The sequence below is a fragment of the Pseudomonas sp. FSL W5-0299 genome (assembly GCF_005930655.1).
Taxonomy (GTDB): Bacteria; Pseudomonadota; Gammaproteobacteria; order Pseudomonadales; family Pseudomonadaceae; genus Aquipseudomonas; species Aquipseudomonas mandelii.
Genome location: NZ_RXHX01000012.1, coordinates 139931 through 156053, shown reverse-complemented (window position 1 = coordinate 156053; position 16123 = coordinate 139931). Strand labels below are relative to the sequence as shown.

At 57.8% G+C, this 16123-nt stretch carries 14 protein-coding genes and 2 pseudogenes; 9 read left to right on the top strand and 7 right to left on the bottom strand.

All coding sequences use genetic code 11. The annotated features are described in order from the left end of the window. Positions 1-192: 192 nt before the first annotated feature. From FHL16_RS17195 to FHL16_RS17180, 4 genes and pseudogenes are all read left to right on the top strand, one after another. Positions 193-1628, top strand: a pseudogene (locus FHL16_RS17195) (IS1182 family transposase). A 494-nt stretch (positions 1629-2122) separates the two neighbouring features. After that, a complete protein-coding gene (locus tag FHL16_RS17190) occupies positions 2123-3256 on the top strand; it encodes an aminotransferase class V-fold PLP-dependent enzyme (protein ID WP_077748808.1) in 1134 nt (377 codons plus the stop codon). Between the two features lie 737 nt (positions 3257-3993). After that, complete coding sequence (locus tag FHL16_RS17185; RefSeq protein ID WP_077748807.1) at positions 3994-4800, top strand: glycosyltransferase family 2 protein; 807 nt, start codon at positions 3994-3996, stop codon at positions 4798-4800. 83 nt (positions 4801-4883) lie between these two features. Continuing rightward, positions 4884-5687 (top strand): 2OG-Fe(II) oxygenase, encoded by an 804-nt coding sequence (locus FHL16_RS17180; RefSeq protein ID WP_077748806.1) that lies wholly within the window; start codon positions 4884-4886, stop codon positions 5685-5687. Positions 5688-5753: 66 nt separating this feature from the next. Here the strand turns inward: FHL16_RS17180 and FHL16_RS17175 are convergent. From FHL16_RS17175 to FHL16_RS17165, 3 genes and pseudogenes are all read right to left on the bottom strand, one after another. Continuing rightward, positions 5754-5919, bottom strand: a pseudogene (locus tag FHL16_RS17175) (alcohol dehydrogenase catalytic domain-containing protein); the annotation flags it as partial. A 160-nt stretch (positions 5920-6079) separates the two neighbouring features. Next, a complete protein-coding gene (locus FHL16_RS17170; protein WP_010459092.1) occupies positions 6080-6442 on the bottom strand; it encodes a DUF6463 family protein in 363 nt (120 codons plus the stop codon). A 453-nt stretch (positions 6443-6895) separates the two neighbouring features. Then, positions 6896-7258: a DUF6124 family protein gene (locus FHL16_RS17165; protein ID WP_010459091.1), complete on the bottom strand. Its 363-nt coding sequence runs from the start codon at positions 7256-7258 to the stop codon at positions 6896-6898. 645 nt (positions 7259-7903) lie between these two features. Between FHL16_RS17165 and FHL16_RS17155 the strand changes: the two genes are divergently transcribed. Genes FHL16_RS17155 through phnE form a run of 4 tightly spaced genes read left to right on the top strand, consistent with a single transcriptional unit; the run spans position 7904 to position 11134 of the window. Next, a complete protein-coding gene (locus FHL16_RS17155; protein ID WP_077748805.1) occupies positions 7904-8755 on the top strand; it encodes a putative selenate ABC transporter substrate-binding protein in 852 nt (283 codons plus the stop codon). Continuing rightward, entirely contained in the window at positions 8752-9549 is a 798-nt protein-coding gene (locus FHL16_RS17150) for a phosphonate ABC transporter ATP-binding protein (RefSeq protein WP_077748804.1), read from the top strand. Before FHL16_RS17155 ends, FHL16_RS17150 begins: the two co-directional genes overlap by 4 nt. Continuing rightward, positions 9543-10370, top strand: a complete 828-nt coding sequence (locus tag FHL16_RS17145; protein WP_077748803.1) for a PhnE/PtxC family ABC transporter permease — start codon at positions 9543-9545, stop codon at positions 10368-10370. The genes FHL16_RS17150 and FHL16_RS17145 overlap by 7 nt, the downstream gene beginning before the upstream one ends. After that, positions 10367-11134 (top strand): phosphonate ABC transporter, permease protein PhnE, encoded by a 768-nt coding sequence (gene phnE, locus FHL16_RS17140; protein ID WP_077748802.1) that lies wholly within the window; start codon positions 10367-10369, stop codon positions 11132-11134. Before FHL16_RS17145 ends, phnE begins: the two co-directional genes overlap by 4 nt. 18 nt (positions 11135-11152) lie before the next feature. On the opposite strand, the gene FHL16_RS17135 is transcribed toward phnE, so the two are convergent. Then, a complete protein-coding gene (locus tag FHL16_RS17135; RefSeq protein WP_010459086.1) occupies positions 11153-11545 on the bottom strand; it encodes a GFA family protein in 393 nt (130 codons plus the stop codon). A 261-nt stretch (positions 11546-11806) separates the two neighbouring features. Here FHL16_RS17135 and FHL16_RS17130 point away from each other — a divergent pair, with 261 nt between their 5' ends. Continuing rightward, positions 11807-13513 (top strand): amidase, encoded by a 1707-nt coding sequence (locus FHL16_RS17130; RefSeq protein ID WP_077748801.1) that lies wholly within the window; start codon positions 11807-11809, stop codon positions 13511-13513. A gap of 285 nt (positions 13514-13798) precedes the next feature. Here FHL16_RS17130 and FHL16_RS17120 read toward each other — a convergent pair whose 3' ends face one another. From FHL16_RS17120 to FHL16_RS34055, 3 genes are read right to left on the bottom strand one after another with little or no spacing between them, the layout of a single operon-like run. Next, positions 13799-14950 (bottom strand): carboxylate-amine ligase, encoded by a 1152-nt coding sequence (locus tag FHL16_RS17120; RefSeq protein ID WP_077748800.1) that lies wholly within the window; start codon positions 14948-14950, stop codon positions 13799-13801. A 33-nt stretch (positions 14951-14983) separates the two neighbouring features. Next, positions 14984-15913 carry a ZIP family metal transporter gene (locus tag FHL16_RS17115; RefSeq protein ID WP_077748799.1) on the bottom strand — a complete coding sequence of 310 codons (930 nt, stop codon included), beginning with the start codon at positions 15911-15913 and terminating at the stop codon, positions 14984-14986. Further along, positions 15913-16083: a hypothetical protein gene (locus FHL16_RS34055; RefSeq protein ID WP_154504182.1), complete on the bottom strand. Its 171-nt coding sequence runs from the start codon at positions 16081-16083 to the stop codon at positions 15913-15915. The genes FHL16_RS17115 and FHL16_RS34055 overlap by 1 nt, the downstream gene beginning before the upstream one ends. Positions 16084-16123 lie beyond the last annotated feature (40 nt).

The window sequence follows — 16123 nt, the reverse complement described above, 5'->3', positions numbered from 1 at the left end:
CATCCAAAAGAGCAAGTGGTCGCGTTAATTGAAGATACTCAAGAAACTAGAGTGCTTACTTTTGCCGCGTGAAAAACTTCCTGACGACCATTCGCCGATGTTCGCCAATGACGTCCGCTTTGGGTCCAGGCTGTGTGAAAACACCTGCAATTGTCTAATCTTCTGATCGTCTAGATCGTATCGAGGACGATCATGAAGCGATTCATTGAAGGCGAGGCCCGGACGCAAGTGACTCTGCTGCCGGAGTGCCTGGACGATTACGTAACCGAAGAAAATCCAGTCCGAGTGGTCGACGTTTTCGTCGATGAACTCGACCTGGGCGCACTTGGGTTTGAGGGCGTCGATCCTGCTGCAACGGGTCGTCCGGCCTATCATCCAGCGGTCTTGCTAAAGATCTATATCTACGGCTATCTCAATCGGATTCAGTCCAGCCGCCGGCTTGAGCGTGAGGCCGAGCGCAACGTCGAGTTGATGTGGCTAACGGGGCGTTTGGCCCCGGACTTCAAACCATTGCCGACTTTCGCAAAGACAACGGCAAAGCCATTCGCAGCGTATGCCGCCAGTTCGTAGTTCTTTGCCGCAACCTCAATCTCTTCTCCCAGTCGATCATCGCCATCGACGGCAGCAAATTCAAAGCCGACAATAATCGCGACCGCAACTTCACTCAGGGCAAAGTGAAGGCACGCATGCAGCAGATCGAGCAGAGTATTGATCGATATCTGGCGGCGATGGATTCGGCGGATCGGGCAACACCCGAAGTCGCCGAGGCCAAAGCAGAGCGGCTTAAAGAAAAGATAGAAACACTGAAAAAGCAGATGCAGAAACTCAAGGAAATCGAGGCGCAGCTCCACGAAAGTCCAGACCAGCAGATCTCCCTCACAGACCCAGATGCACGCTCAATGGCCACAAGCGGTCGAGGCACCGGAACGGTTGGCTACAACGTACAAACAGCTGTCGACGACAAACACCATCTGATCGTTGCCCACGAGGTGACCAACGTTGGTAATGATCGTGGGCAACTGAGCAATATGGCGAACCAGGCGCGTGAAGAAATCGAGGCTGAATCGCTAACGGTGGTGGCCGACCGAGGCTATTACAAAGGTCTGGAAATCCTTGCTTGCGAGCAAGCCGGCATCACTACCTTCGTACCGAAACCCCTCACATCTGGCAGCAAAGCCGAAGGCCGATTTGGTAAGCAGGACTTCATCTACCTTGCTGCATCGGACGAGTATCGATGCCCTGCGGGACAGTTACTGACCCGGCGGCATTCTTCGGTGGAAGACGGCATGCTTCTGCACTGTTATTGGTTCTCGGGCTGCCAGTCCTGCGCAATGCAGAAGCAGTGTACGACCGGTAAAGAGCGCCGGGTAAAGCGCTGGGAACATGAAGCCGTAGTCGATGCGATGCAGGTACGGCTGGAAAATGATCCAACGATGATGAGGCGTCGTCGACAGACCGTTGAACATCCTTTTGGAACGCTCAAATACTGGATGGGAAGTACCCACTTCCTGACCAAAACCCTGCCGAAAGTGAGCACCGAGATGAGCCTTCATGTGCTCGCCTACAACCTCAAACGGATGATGAGTATCTTCGGCATCTCAGGACTGCTTGAAGCGATCAGGGCGTGAATCCAGCCGTTTGATCGTCCGTGAGTGGCTGTTTGGGCCGCTGACGCGGCCCAAACAGCATTTACGAACGCCTATGTAACTGACGAGGGCAATTCACGCTTCAGTCTGCTGGTTTCGCAGGCAACGCCCGTAGCTCTCAACTTTCGACGTATTCAGTGCGTTTTCACACGGCCTGGGTCGGTTGCTGCCCTTCGCGACAGGCTGTAATCGGTCATAAGCAGTCAGTGGACAGACTGGTTGTAACCTGATTGCCGCGTTGCACCATCGTTGTCGGCCAACCGGACTGGGGGCAGTTGCACCGTTTTACTCGTTATCGGTAATTGCCTGCTTTTTACCGTTTCATGTGCGCAATCTACGCAGTTAGAACCCGTTGCCGCCCACAGGTGATGCCAGCCGCTCGACAGAAGTCGCAATTCGTCCCGAGCAATCTTGTCATTTGCCAAGGCTTAGGGCAGGGTCGATACCACTGACATCTCTGCCAAAGGAGTCACCCCATGTCAAAGGTATATCCCAGTATCGATCCCGAGGGGTTGGTCGAGTACTCAGTGGTCTACACCGACCGCTCGCTCAACCACATGTCGCAGTCATTTCAAGACGTGATGAAGAACATTTCCAGGACCTTGAAACAGGTCTACAACGCCCAGGCTGTTGCGGTGGTTCCGGGCAGCGGCACATTTGGCATGGAAGCGGTGGCGCGCCAGTTTGCCACCGACCAGCAATGCCTGGTGATACGCAACGGTTGGTTCAGTTATCGCTGGAGCCAGATCCTTGAGATGGGCAACATCCCGGCGGCCACCACGGTGCTGAAAGCCCGACCGGTCGAGACTGGTCGTCAGGCGGCCTACGCCCCGCCCCCTCTGAACGAAGTGCTGGCAGCCATTCAGGCGCAGAAGCCGCAGATTGTCTTCGCCCCCCACGTTGAAACCTCATCAGGGATTATCCTGCCCGACGAGTACCTGCGGGCCGTCGGCGACGCCGTGCACGCGGTGGGTGGCCTGTTCGTGCTGGACTGCATCGCCTCAGGCACGCTTTGGGTTGATATGCAGCAATGCGCAGTCGACCTGCTGATCAGCGCACCGCAGAAAGGCTGGAGCGCCTCCCCTTGCTGCGCACTGGTGATGCTCAGTTCGTTGGCCCTCGATCGCATCGAGCGGACGCAAAGCAGCAGCTTCGCCTGCGACCTGAAAAAGTGGCTTCAGATCATGCAAGCCTACGAACAGGGCGGATATGCCTACCATGCGACCATGCCCAGCGATTCCCTCGCGCGTTTTAACGAAGTGATGAAAGAGACGCAAGCCTACGGTTTCGACAAGGTCCGCGACGAACAACAGGCCCTGGGCGATCGGGTGCGCGCAATGTTGACCGGCAAAGGCATCAAAAGCGTGGCCGCAGCGGGCTTTCAGGCGCCTGGCGTAGTGGTGAGCTACACCGATGATGCCGACATCAAGAGCGGCAAGAAATTTGCCAACCACGGCCTGCAGATCGCCGCCGGAGTGCCGTTGCAATGCGACGAGCCGGCCGACTTCCAGACCTTCCGCATCGGTCTGTTCGGACTCGAAAAGCTGCACAATATCGAGCGCACGGTCAGCACCCTCGAGCAGGCACTGGACGAGGTGTTGGTTAACTAAGCCCTCATCGTGCCCGCAGCACATGCCGGACTTGTGAATTCCAGGAAGGCATCCTGCCCCGGGCACTGACGGCCCATGGCGCTAATCTTCGACAAATATGACGCTAGTCGCCCGGACGTCATGTTAGAACCACAAGGGAGCGCCCGTGCACGCGTCTTACTGACACGTGCCCCCTTCAGCGCTCTCAGAAAAGGGTTCCAACGAAGCCTTTCACGGGGTGGATGATTGGCGGCTGTATGACTCGGATTGCCCCATTGCAGACGGTGGCGACGGGCAAAAATCGGCCAAGAGCAGACGCTGCTTGTGTCTTAATCCCAAGTTACATTCACTGATGTGGACGTACCCTAAAAATGGATCGCGTGCACCCTATGCGCGCTCAAACGCGGCACACGCATGACGACCCTGCTTGGGAAGACTCTGTAGGTGCTAACACACCGAATGTGAACGCCACACGTAAGCTCAGCTCACCCTTCCCCGAGAAGCTCGCCTGACCAGCCTCCTTATGTGACGAATTAATTCACGGATATTTACCGATGGAGTAGGTCCTTATACGATGGAGTCCGCATTTATTCCTGCCCATCACGTCTGAGTAAGCTATGGTTATTCGGTGTATGACAAAACGGATTAACAAATTGTGTTTTATAGTCACGCGAAATTTTTCGCAGACAAATAAGCGGCAACTGTCCATAGGTCAGTTATTTCTATATTCACATACAACACCGTTGGGTGCCTGAGCGATGAATAACACTAGTTTTCTGGGTGAAAGCGCTAAGAGCTTCAGTATAGTGATAGTGAATTACAAGACACCAGAAATCACCAAGATATGTTTGGATTTATTGCATCAGCATGTGGGTGGTATCGTTCCAGTATGGGTAGTTGACAACTATTCCGCCGATGAAAGTACTGAGTACTTGCGGACTCTTGACTGGATCAACTTAATCGAGCGTACTGTTTCTGAACCAGAGCAGGGCCATATCGCCCATGGCAAAGCACTTGACATGGTTTTGGAGCGGATTGAGTCTGATTATTTACTCCTGATGCACACCGATACATTTATTTTCGATAAAAATGTTTTTCCAATGATGCTAAATAAATGCATGAAAAACCCCAACATTGTAGCCGTCGGTTGTGTAGAGCAACTAAATCGTGGGACCACGAGAACCCTTTGGCGGTTTAGCTCACGATTGTTAAAGCACCATTTCAGACGCCTGAAAATCTCCTTGGGATTACGTTCCAGAGAACCAAAACCGTACAGAGAAGTCTACTTGAAGAGTTTCTGTACATTGTGGAACTGCAAACTTATCAAACAGCACGGCTTGCGTTTCTCGATGGATGATCGTGTGCCCGGCTACACCCTCCAAGACCGCATGACCGAGCTTGGCTATGTCATTGAAATGTTATCGCCGCGTAAAATTTTCAGCTATCTAGATCACATTCAGTCCGGCACTGTCGCAGCGGCTGGTGGCTATGAAAAGACTCATAGACGAACCAAAATGTACAACAACATTCTCAAGCGTCTTAACAAAGACAACAGCCAAAGCTAAGCGTTGAAGGCACGCAGCGAGTAGTGTGTGCGACACGGCTTGAAATTATCCTTGGGTTTTTATATTAAGTTATTGGAGCGGTAATGGCCCCCATCACTCAAACACTACCTATCACCCTCTCCCCGGAGCTTGATTTCGACCAGAGCGCCGCCAGCGCTTTGGGTGACTCGCTAGCCAGTAGCTATATCCAGGCTACGCCATTTCCGCATATAGTCATCGATAACTTTTTACAGGAAGACCTGATTGCGAGTATCTGTTCGCACTTCCCAGTCGAGCCAACTAACAACGAAATGCTCTACGAGCGTGGCTATAAAGGTCAGCGCAAACGACAAATCAGTCCCAACGAATGCGCCCCCTATTTGAAGACTGTTTTCAACGCCTTTAACTCGGCCCCCATGTTGCAGTTTCTTGAAAAGCTCACGGGCATTGAAGGTTTGATACCCGACCCCTACTTTACCGGTGGCGGGCTGCATGAAACGAAAAGTGGTGGCTTCCTAGGTGTTCATTCGGACTTCAGACTCAACAAAAAGCTTAATATTGAACGCAGGTTGAATGCCATAATTTATCTGAATGAAGACTGGCAAGAGGAGTACGGCGGCAACCTGGAACTTTGGGATATCGACATGAAGACTTGTCTTAAAAAAGTGCTGCCAATTTATAACCGCTGTGTCATTTTCAACACAGACAAAGACAGTAATCATGGGCACCCCGAGCCTTTAACGACTCCGGAGCACATCACGCGCAGGTCTATAGCGCTTTATTATTACACCGCACAAACCATGGCGGCCGATCCCGCACAAAGAAATAAAACACATTACAAGCCAAGGCCCAAAGATCGTTTAAGCCTCAAGTACTATTTGAACAAACTAATCAAAAAGAGAAACTAAGCTATATCGCTAGAGAGGACGCCTCCCCCCCGCCGTTCCGCCGACTAGGCTCAGGCTTACCGCCTAAAGATGGCTCGGCGAGGGAGACTTCTTCCCGATAATGCTTTCTGCAGCAGCGTGGCACTCGGCATAATTTCCTGGCCGGGGTGTACCAGACTTCGTCTCCTGGTGCCAAGGCCATCACACCCGGCCCCACTTCTTCGACAACGTCAGATACGTCGTGTCCGGTAAGGGTAACCGCCGAGTTTATGCGGTAATACTCGGCCAACCGGATGACAATTGCGATGTGACTTCACTAGAACAACCTTGAACGCTCTGAATAACCAAGATTTCGTAGACTAGACCGACTGCTTTTGGCCGATTGTTGCCTGTCGTGAAGGATGAACCGTTTGTCAGGCATACAAGCCATACCCTGCCGCGATGATCAGCGGAGAAACCAGGAGCGTTGCCCAGAACCCAGATTTTGGAACAGCAATGACGCAAATGATCGAGATCATCAGCACATAGATGCCAACAATTTTAAGTAGCGCAAGATCGCCAACGGCTACGGCGTGGATCGCTGTCTGCCCTGCGAGCATAAAAAGCGGCCCCAGCATGGTAAACCAGAGGGCTGCACGCCGATCTTCGTGCGCCCTGAACTGGTCAACGAAGCCAGCATTTACAGCGGCGGCGAATGCTGCTTTGAACTTGAAAATACCGAATGGAATATGGAGCACACCCAAGGAGAACAGGGTCCATGCGACGATGTTTGACATGTCTTATATGCTCCGTAACGGTAAGGAGGTTTAGAAGTGGTCACGGCAAATGCGACATTGCTGAGGGAGAAACGCTGCATGGTTGACCGCAAGGACTGCAGCCCTCGAACGAAGCTATCCATTTGCCATCACCGTGTCCACCGTTCACTTTTGGCCGACTGCAGTCAGTCACGAAAAGCCGCAGTCGACCCAAAGCGCAGGATGTGTCGAGGCAAATTCGTCATTACTTTTTGCAGGGGCCTCGCGTCAGGGGGCGATGCGGCCCCGCTCATCCCGCCAGTGCAACGGTTCTTCGAACGGGAAGGAAGAGGGACGAACATACCTGAGCAATAGGCTGGGCAATTCGTGTAAATCTTTCATAACCGAATACCCCCCGGTTCGGACCTTTGATTCTGATGCAGTCACCTCCCCTCTGTGACGACGGGTTAACCCACCGTCACAGAGGGTTCACTCTTACTCTTTCACCTCAACCTTATCCAACGCCTGATTCACCGCCAACTCCCCCAACATCACCACTTGGGTAATCCCCAACAGCGTCTTGCGATGTGAGTTATCCAATAACGCCGCAAAATTGCTGAGCATAGTAGTGGCCGAGCCCAGTGATTCGCTGGCGTTGGCCAGCAGGGACTCGGTGTCGTATGCCGGGTTGGCGAGGAACATGGGTTCGGGTTCGTGGTTGCTGGCCATGATGTGGGCGCCCGGATTGAGGTAGTGGTCGAGGGCGCGTTCGGCGGCTTCGTGGAGTTTTCTGGAATCGAGGGATTCGTAGGGGGATGCCGGATTGGTGTCCGGTGGGTTGGGTGTTGGTTTGATCATAGATGAAGCTCCCGTCACAAATATAAGGAGCCATCACTCTCGCTACCAAACGAGGGTGGCGGCCATACGTGGGTTGGTAGACCGGTTGCGACAGGAAACCCGGCGCTCACAAAGGAGCCCCACGCATGCCCACCATAAAAGCAGAGTCCGAAAGAAGGGACTGCCTAAGGTGTCGCCATGCGACTGTCACAAGCGGGCTACCAAACCCGATCACTGTTTTTCAGTGACAGGGAAACGATATAGCCCCCCCAAAAGCCGCACAAGCCGGCGGATTCTGGCGCACGCGTAGGCAACGACGCAAGGCGTTGTAGCCGTTAGGACGTAACGCCGAGTGTCTTTAAACGCGCGCGCACAAACATGTTTAAAGCACTCAAAAAACAGCGACGCGTAGCGCTCGCCCAAAAGCGTACACGCAGGCCTGTTTGCGTCAGAAAACAATGAGAGCGATTAAAATGCCGGTTAAATGCCAACGGCGTAGTCAAGGTTCAGTTCGAGCAATGGTTGTGCAGTCCATCACGACACATATTGACTAGGTCAAAACCGGTTAATATGCCCCCGCTTCGTCTACCCTCACAAAGCGCCAAGCAAGTTCAGCTTGCGTCAGGCGCATCGATCATTTTTCAGTTTATTCACCGGAGAGCTTCCATGCTCAAGCGTACCCTGGCATTGGCCGTCGGCCTTACCCTGATATTTGGCAGCCTGTTGGCGCAGGCCGCCGACACCTTGAAAGTCAGCGCGATTCCCGATGAAGCCCCTACTGAACTGCTGCGCAAGTTCAAGCCGCTGGGCGTTTATCTGGAGCAAAAGCTGGGCATGAAGGTTGAGTTCGTGCCGGTGAGCGACTATCCGGCCGTGGTCGAAGCGCTGGCCACCGACCGCATCGACCTGGCCTGGCTGGGCGGCTTCACGTTTGTGCAGGCACGCCTGAAAACCGGTAATGCCATTCCGCTGGTGCAGCGCGAACAGGATGCCCAGTTCACCAGCAAATTCATCACCGCCGACCCGAACGTCAAATCCCTCGCCGACCTGAAAGGCAAGACCTTCGCGTTCGGCTCGGTGTCCTCCACGTCGGGCAGTCTCATGCCGCGCTATTTCATGCTCAAGGATGGCATCAAGCCAGAAACCTACTTCAGCCGCGTCGGTTACTCGGGCGCCCATGACGCCACCGTCGCCTGGGTCCAGGCCGGCAAGGTGGACGCCGGGGTGCTGAACGCCAGCGTGTGGGAAAAACTGGTCGCTGCCGGCAAGGTCGACACCAACAAGGTCAAAGTGTTTGCGACCACCCCGGCCTACTTCGACTACAACTGGACAGTGCGCGGGACCCTCGACCCGGCGCTGGCGGCGAAGATCAAGGCGGCCTTCCTCGCACTCGATCCGGCGAACCCGAAGGACAAGGAAGTTCTCGATTTGCAGGCAGCCAGCCGGTTCATCGAAACCAGCCCAGACAATTACAAAGGCATCGAGGAAGCCGCACGCGCTGCCGACCTGCTGAAATGACCTTGCGTCTGACCCAGGCCAGCCTGACCCATGCCAACGGCGTCAAGGCATTGCGAGAGGTGAACCTGCACATCGGTGCAGGCGAGCAGGTTGCCGTCATCGGCCCGTCCGGCGCTGGCAAGTCGAGCCTGCTCAACTTGCTGGCTACCGCGTTGCGACCGGACAACGGCGAGTTGCAGGTGCTCGGCGAGCGAGCGTGGCAGCTGTCTGCCCGGCAGCGCCAGCGTTTGCGCGCACGCATCGGTCTGATCCATCAATCGCCGCCCCTGCCACCGCGCCAGCGTGTGGTCACCGCGGTGCTGGCCGGAAAGTTGGGTCAATGGGGCCTGGGCAAGAGCCTGCTGAACCTGATGCATCCTCTGGATATTCCGGGCGCCCGCGCGGCGCTGGCCAGGCTGGACCTTGGCGATAAACTGTTCGCACACTGCCAGCAACTGTCCGGCGGCCAGCTACAGCGCGTGGGCATTGCCCGCGTGTTGTATCAAGCGCCCGAGGTGCTGCTGGCCGATGAGCCGGTTTCGGCAATGGACCCGGTGCTGGCCGAACACACGCTTTCGGTGCTCTGCCGCCACGCCCGGGAGCACAACGTCACCCTGATCGCCAGCCTGCATGCGGTGGAGCTGGCCCTGGCGCACTTTTCGCGGATCATCGGCCTGCGTGACGGGCAGATCCTGTTCGACCTTGCGGCCGGCGACGTCGACCGCGAGCTGCTCGACACACTCTACGCCAATGAGCAGTTGCACACCTCACCGGTGCCTCCAGTGTCCTTGAGTGTGCAGATTCCCCGATGCTGACGTCTGCCTCGCGCGATCCCGCCGCCCTGCCCCGTTTGCTCCTCACCCTGCTGGCGATCGCCCTGTTGTGGCCGGGCATCCACTTCAGCGAATTGGACCTCGGCGTTTTAGTGGCGAGTGACAGTCAGAGCGAGATGGGCCGGTTTGTTTCCGCCTTCTGGCCTCCGGCCCATGACGCCGAGTTCATCGAACTGCTGTTGCAAGCCACTCTGCAGACCCTGGCCATCGCCACGGCCGGTATGGCCCTGGCGTTGCTGTTGGCCGTCCCTGCCAGCCTGCTGGCCAGTCGCGCCCTGTCGCTGTCGGCCGCATCCCGTGCCGGTCACCCAAGCTTCGGCGGCCAACTGCTGCGTTGGCCGGTACGCGGTTTGTTGATCTTCCTGCGCAGCGTGCCGGAAATCGTCTGGGCCCTGCTGTTCGTGCGCGCCGTCGGCCTCGGCCCGACCGCCGGGGTATTGGCTATTGCGATTACCTACAGCGGCATGTTGGGCAAGGTCTACGCAGAAATTTTCGAGTCGGTCGACCAGCGACCGGCCCATGCATTACTGCGTTCAGGCAGCGGTCGACTGGCAGCGTTTTGCTACGGGATTTTGCCCAATGTCGCGGCGGAGCTGCTGTCGTACACGGTGTACCGCTGGGAGTGCGCGATCCGCGCCTCGGTGGTGATGGGCTTTGTCGGTGCCGGCGGTCTGGGTCAGCAGATGGATCTGTCGTTACGCATGTTCGCCGGGGGTGAAGTGGCCAGTTTGTTACTGACGTTCCTCGTCCTGGTGCTGCTCGCCGATCAACTCAGCCGCCTGCTGCGCTGGAGGCTGACATGAATCGCCTGATCAACCTGGTGCTGCTCCTGAGCATTGGCGCCGCGGCAGTCGCCTCGTTCATCTACCTGAGCATCGACCTCGGCGAACTCGGCAGCGCCGGCAACCTGAAGCAGATGGCTGCCTATGTGCAGCGTTTCCTCAGCCCGGACCTGAGCGCGGGTCATCTGCAAGCCATCGGTCACGGCGCGCTGGAAACCGTTGCCATGTCCGCCCTGGGCACCCTGCTCGCGGCGGTCTTCGGGCTACTGTTGGCATTGCCCGCGGCCGGGCGTTTCGGCTGGCCGTTGCAGAGTGCATCGCGCCTGGTCCTCAATGCCTTGCGCGCGGTCCCGGAACTGGTATGGGCGGCGCTGATGGTGCTGGCCGCCGGACTCGGCCCCAATGCAGGCACCCTCGCCTTGGCCCTGCACACCACCGGCGTACTCGGCCGGCTGTTTGCAGAAGCTCTGGAAAACACCCCGCCCGAACCGGCCGATGCCATCCGCCTGCAGGGCGGCAATGCCATCTCGGCGTTCTGTTACGGCACCCTGCCCAACCTGTTGCCGCAGCTGCTGGCGTACATCCTGTACCGCTGGGAAAACAACATTCGCATGGCCAGTGTGCTCGGATTCGTCGGTGCCGGTGGTTTGGGGCAAATGCTGTATGTCAGCCTCAGCCTGTTCCAGGAAGCTCAAGCCAGCACGGTAATCCTGGCCATGTTGCTACTGGTGATCGCCGTCGATTCATTGAGCAGCTGGAGCCGTCAACGCTGGGTCAAGGCTTGACTGCTTTCGCAGAACGCCCTACTCCTCCAAACGCCCTGTACCCTCACGGTCGTGTTCGTAGTGCCTGATGAGCGCAAACGCCGGCAACCAGGACTCGCGACGCACGATCCAGCTTTCGTAGGTTGGCGTCAGTTGATCAGGGGCATCGAGAGACCCCAGGTTCACTTCGATTTCATCGGCGGTGCGTGCGAAAACGGACGATCCACAGCGCGGACAAAAATGCCGCCCGGCGTAGTCGCGTGTTTCGCCCTCGATCGTCACCGCCTCCTGAGGGAAGATCGCGCTGGCATTGAAAAGGGCCCCATGATGCTTGCGGCAATCGAGACAGTGGCAAAGGCCGACCCGGTAGGGCCGTCCTGATGCCTCGATTCGAACATTGCCGCACACGCAGCCACCGGTGAATCGGTCCATGTTGCATCTCCTCTGAATCAAACACGACGGGATGGAACAGAAGGTGTCGTAACCGGCACAATCCGCTGCACCGTTTCCCTCCGTGCCTTCCTTGGTGCTAAATAGGCAGCCCAGGTTTCAAGTCCAGACCCTGTCGTGTATTGCCGTGAAACGAGAAATCGATATGAACACCCATTTTCAGACAAGTGATACCCCTGAGCCCAAGACCTGGCAAGAGGCCAACCGCCACCTCCTTCCCCATCAGCCGTCAGTGGTAACAGCATGATCGAAGTCACCGAAGTGTCCATTGCCCGATTGCGAGCGGCGCTGGAGTCTGGCCAGACCACGGCAGTTGAACTGGTCCAGGCCTACCTTGCCAGAATCGACGCCTACGACGGCCCCGACACGCCAACCGCGCTCAACGCGGTGGTGGTTCGCAACCCCGAGGCGCTCAACGAAGCGCAAGCGTCCGATGCCCGTCGGGCCAAGGGCGAAACGCTCGGCCCGCTGGATGGCATTCCCTACACGGCCAAGGACAGTTATCTGGTGAAAGGCCTCACCGCGGCCTCTGGCAGTCCGGCCTTCAAAAACCTGATTGCCTATCGCGATGCCTTCACCATCGAACGGCTGCGCGCCGCCGGGGCCATCTGCCTGGGCAAGACCAACATGCCGCCGATGGCCAATGGCGGCATGCAGCGCGGGGTCTATGGCCGTGCCGAGAGCCCGTACAACGCTGACTACCTGACGGCGCCTTTTGCATCGGGCTCATCGAACGGCGCCGGGACGGCCACCGCCGCCAGTTTCGCGGCCTTCGGCCTTGCCGAAGAAACCTGGTCGAGCGGCCGCGGTCCGGCCTCGAACAATGGCTTGTGCGCCTATACCCCTTCGCGCGGGGTGATTTCGGTGCGCGGCAACTGGCCGCTGACGCCGACGATGGACGTGGTTGTGCCCTACGCGCGAACCATGGCTGACCTGCTTGAAGTGCTCGACGTGGTGGTGGCGCAAGACCCGGATACACGCGGCGATCTGTGGCGAATGCAACCCTGGCTGCCGATACCGAGCGTCGCGTCGGTGCGCCCCGCGTCCTACGCCGGGCTGGCCGCGACCACCGATGCGCTCGCTGGAAAACGCTTCGGCGTGCCGCGCATGTACATCAACGCGGACCCTGACGCGGGCACCAGCGAGGCGCCGGGCATCGGTGGCCCGACGGGGCAGAAAATCAATACCCGCCCTAGCGTGATCGGTCTCTGGGAAGACGCCCGGCGGGCACTCGAAGCCGCTGGTGCCGAGGTGGTCGAAGTCGACTTCCCGCTGGTATCGAATTGCGAAGGCGATCGTCCGGGCGCGCCGACCGTGTTCACCCGCGGCCTGGTGTCCAAGGAGTTCCTGCACCATGAGTTGTGGGACCTGTCGGCCTGGGCGTTCGATGATTTTCTGCGGGCCAACGGTGATCCGAAACTGAATCGCCTGGCCGATGTCGACGGGCCGCTGATCTTCCCGCATGACCCAGGCACCCTGCCCAATCGCGAAGACGACCTTGCCGCCGGCATGGACGAATACGTGAAGATGGCCGAGCGTGGCATCACGCCGTGGGATCAGATCACCACGCTGCCGGACGGCCTGCGCGGGCTTGAAGAAACACGTCGAATCGACCTTGAAGACTGGATGGACCGGCTGAAGCTCGATGCGGTGCTATTCCCGACAGTGGCCGACGTCGGGCCGGCAAATGCCGATGTCGATCCGCAGTCGGCGGACATCGCGTGGAGTAACGGTGTGTGGGTCGCCAACGGCAACCTCGCCATCCGCCACCTCGGTGTGCCGACGGTCACGGTGCCGATGGGCGTCATGCCGGACATCGGCATGCCGGTCGGGCTGACCTTTGCCGGTCGTGCCTATGACGACTCAGCGCTGCTGCGCTTCGCTTCGGCGTTTGAGTCGGCCGGCAGCAAACGAATGATCCCGCCTCGGACACCGCCGTTGCAGGGCTGAAATAGCTGCGCGCGGGATTGGGCCAGTGCAGGCTCCAATCCCGCCTTGTCATCAATTCACCCGGACTCCAAAACTCAAAACTTCACTGATCCAAGACAATCTCCAGTCGAACAAGAACCCTGTGGCGAGGGAGCTTGCTCCCGCTGGGTCGCGAAGCGCCCCCAAAAAGGGCCTGCTGCGCAGTCCAACGGGTGCAAGCTCCCTCGCCACAGATACGACGTTGCGTTTAAGTGAACAGCATTACTCGCCACAGGGGGCTTGTTCGGCTGGAGATTATCTTCGGTCTTAGGTGAGCGCCGTTTCACTGATGCACGGCGCCTGCGACGTTTCCATCAGCAGTTGATCCACGACTTGCGACAACGCGGCGTCAACATCCCCTCCCCCACGCAAGGCTCGCGCATACACTCTCCGCTGCCGGTCCGCACTGGTGCCGTCCCGGAGAATCCGGCGGGCCTGGGCGAACACATCCTCCACGCCCATCTTCTGCGCCGTGTCTCCAAGAATCTGTTGCGCCCTGAACAGCCATTGCGCCGCAGAGAACGGTCGATCGTAGCCTTCAACGATGAAGGCTGCGTGGATGCCGGACCGTTTCGCCCGCCAGCGATTTTCCTTGAGGATCCATTGCGACACTTGCGAATAGCTCAATCCCGGGCGAGGTTGGTCAATGGCATGGGCCACCAGCAAGCGAAACAAAGAGGCGATGCACAAGACGTCATCCAGGCGCGGACAGGCATCCGTCATGCGCATCTCCAGCGTTGGGTATTTCGCGGCAGGTCGTAAGCCCCACCAGCAATCGCCCGCCTGCTTGATTGTGCCCGTGCGGATCAGCATGGCGACGTAGGCTTCATAGGCGCTTTGATCTTCGAAGAATTCAGGAATGCCCATCCGCGGCCATTCATCACACGCCGTTTGACGGTAGCTCATGAAGCCGCTGTCGGCGCCGTCCCAAAAAGGTGACGATGTGCTCAGTGCCAACAACAGCGGCAACCACGGCAGGACTTCGTTCATCACTTGAATACGGTCCACGTGCCCTGGCACTTCAACATGCACGTGCAGGCCGGACAGCACGCTGCGCCTTGCCACGCGCTGGTAGTCTTCAAACAGTTGAACAAAATGAGGATGGTCGGTGGCGTGCTGCAAACGCCAATCGCTCAATGGGTGGCTGCCGGCACTGAGCAGTCCCAGACCGTGACGTTCGAGCGTCCCCCGCAACCTTGAGCGCGCAGAAAACAGGTACTGCGCTGCTTGCGCGACACTGGTGAAGATGGGGGACGCGACTTCGATCTGCCCCTTGAACATTTCATGGGCGAAACAATCGCCGAGCACCCCCTGACACGCTTCAATCGATACGTCGGGAGGATTCTCGGCCATACGCCGGGTGGCCAGGTCCGTGATGAAGTATTCCTCTTCAATGCCAAACTTCAGGTGCCTGTCCATCGCCTCACCCCTCACCTTGCCCTTGAATCAAGCCTAGCCTAACGCCGTATCGAGAAACATCATGAGCCCGAACCCTAGCATCAGGCCCAGCGTCGCCGGGGTTTCGTGGCCATTGCGGTGTGTCTCGGGAATCACCTCGTGGGAGACGACGAAAATCATCGCGCCCGCCGCCAGGCCCAGAGCAACCGGGTAACCCAGCGCGAAGCCGGTGGAAATGCCCAGTCCCACGACAGCGCCCAATGGCTCCATCAGCCCTGAGCCGACCGCGATCAGCGCCGCCCGCAACGTCGACACACCCGTCACTCGCAGCGCCAGTGCAATGGCCAGTCCTTCGGGGATGTCCTGGATGGCAATCGCGGTGGTCAATGGCAGACCCACCGTCATGTCCCCGTTGGCAAAACTGACGCCGATGGCCATGCCTTCCGGCAAGTTATGTAGCGTGATAGCCAACACGAACAGCCAGACTCGATTGATGCGCTGTGCGTGCGGGCCCTTGCGACCAATCTTCTGATGCTCATGGGGGACAAAGCGATCCAGCCCGATCATCAGAGCCACACCCAAACCCAACCCAAGGACCACGACACACGCCGCCAGCAGCTTATTGCCGCAAATGGCCTGCGCCGCCGCGATGCCAGGAAGAATGAGTGAGAACGAACTGGCCGCGAGCATCATGCCCGCGGCGAAACCCAGCATGATGTCCTGAGTCCGTGCGGCAATGTCACGCAAGACCACGGCCAAAACGGCGCCAAGTGCGGTCGCGCCGAAACCCGAGACGCCGCCCAGGAATGCATACCGCAAGTTGACTCGATCCGCCCCGGTCAAGGCGCTGTAGCCGCTGACCAGCAGCAGAGCGGTGACACCCACCAGAGTTGACCAGAACAGAATGCTCAGCCAACTGCCGCTTTTTCCTGGGGCAAACCAGGCGCGCCAAGGGCCTCTTGCAGGCGAAGAATGGTCCGACATCAGGACACCTGTTTTCCGTTGGAGCGCTTACGGGTCGCTTCAGGCGCAGCCATCCGGATCTGTTTTGATATCCGCAAAGCGTCTCGTTCGAACGCCATTGCAGTGGTATTGAACAGCCGGTAAAAGTCCTGTGTAGCCTCTGCGGAAAAAGCGTCTGGATTGGAATTCATGGGGTTCACCTCAACTCTCCAGCACCACAAAAAACCGCAC

Excerpts from the sequence above, each read along its gene's own strand:
- FHL16_RS17190 (WP_077748808.1), top strand. The coding sequence starts at position 2,123 with ATGTCAAAGGTATATCCCAGTATCGATCCCGAGGGGTTGGTCGAGTAC.
- FHL16_RS17185 (WP_077748807.1), top strand. The coding sequence starts at position 3,994 with ATGAATAACACTAGTTTTCTGGGTGAAAGCGCTAAGAGCTTCAGTATA.
- FHL16_RS17180 (WP_077748806.1), top strand. The coding sequence starts at position 4,884 with ATGGCCCCCATCACTCAAACACTACCTATCACCCTCTCCCCGGAGCTT.
- FHL16_RS17170 (WP_010459092.1), bottom strand. The coding sequence starts at position 6,442 with ATGTCAAACATCGTCGCATGGACCCTGTTCTCCTTGGGTGTGCTCCAT.
- FHL16_RS17165 (WP_010459091.1), bottom strand. The coding sequence starts at position 7,258 with ATGATCAAACCAACACCCAACCCACCGGACACCAATCCGGCATCCCCC.
- FHL16_RS17155 (WP_077748805.1), top strand. The coding sequence starts at position 7,904 with ATGCTCAAGCGTACCCTGGCATTGGCCGTCGGCCTTACCCTGATATTT.
- FHL16_RS17150 (WP_077748804.1), top strand. The coding sequence starts at position 8,752 with ATGACCTTGCGTCTGACCCAGGCCAGCCTGACCCATGCCAACGGCGTC.
- FHL16_RS17145 (WP_077748803.1), top strand. The coding sequence starts at position 9,543 with ATGCTGACGTCTGCCTCGCGCGATCCCGCCGCCCTGCCCCGTTTGCTC.
- phnE (WP_077748802.1), top strand. The coding sequence starts at position 10,367 with ATGAATCGCCTGATCAACCTGGTGCTGCTCCTGAGCATTGGCGCCGCG.
- FHL16_RS17135 (WP_010459086.1), bottom strand. The coding sequence starts at position 11,545 with ATGGACCGATTCACCGGTGGCTGCGTGTGCGGCAATGTTCGAATCGAG.
- FHL16_RS17130 (WP_077748801.1), top strand. The coding sequence starts at position 11,807 with ATGATCGAAGTCACCGAAGTGTCCATTGCCCGATTGCGAGCGGCGCTG.
- FHL16_RS17120 (WP_077748800.1), bottom strand. The coding sequence starts at position 14,950 with ATGGACAGGCACCTGAAGTTTGGCATTGAAGAGGAATACTTCATCACG.
- FHL16_RS17115 (WP_077748799.1), bottom strand. The coding sequence starts at position 15,913 with ATGTCGGACCATTCTTCGCCTGCAAGAGGCCCTTGGCGCGCCTGGTTT.
- FHL16_RS34055 (WP_154504182.1), bottom strand. The coding sequence starts at position 16,083 with ATGAATTCCAATCCAGACGCTTTTTCCGCAGAGGCTACACAGGACTTT.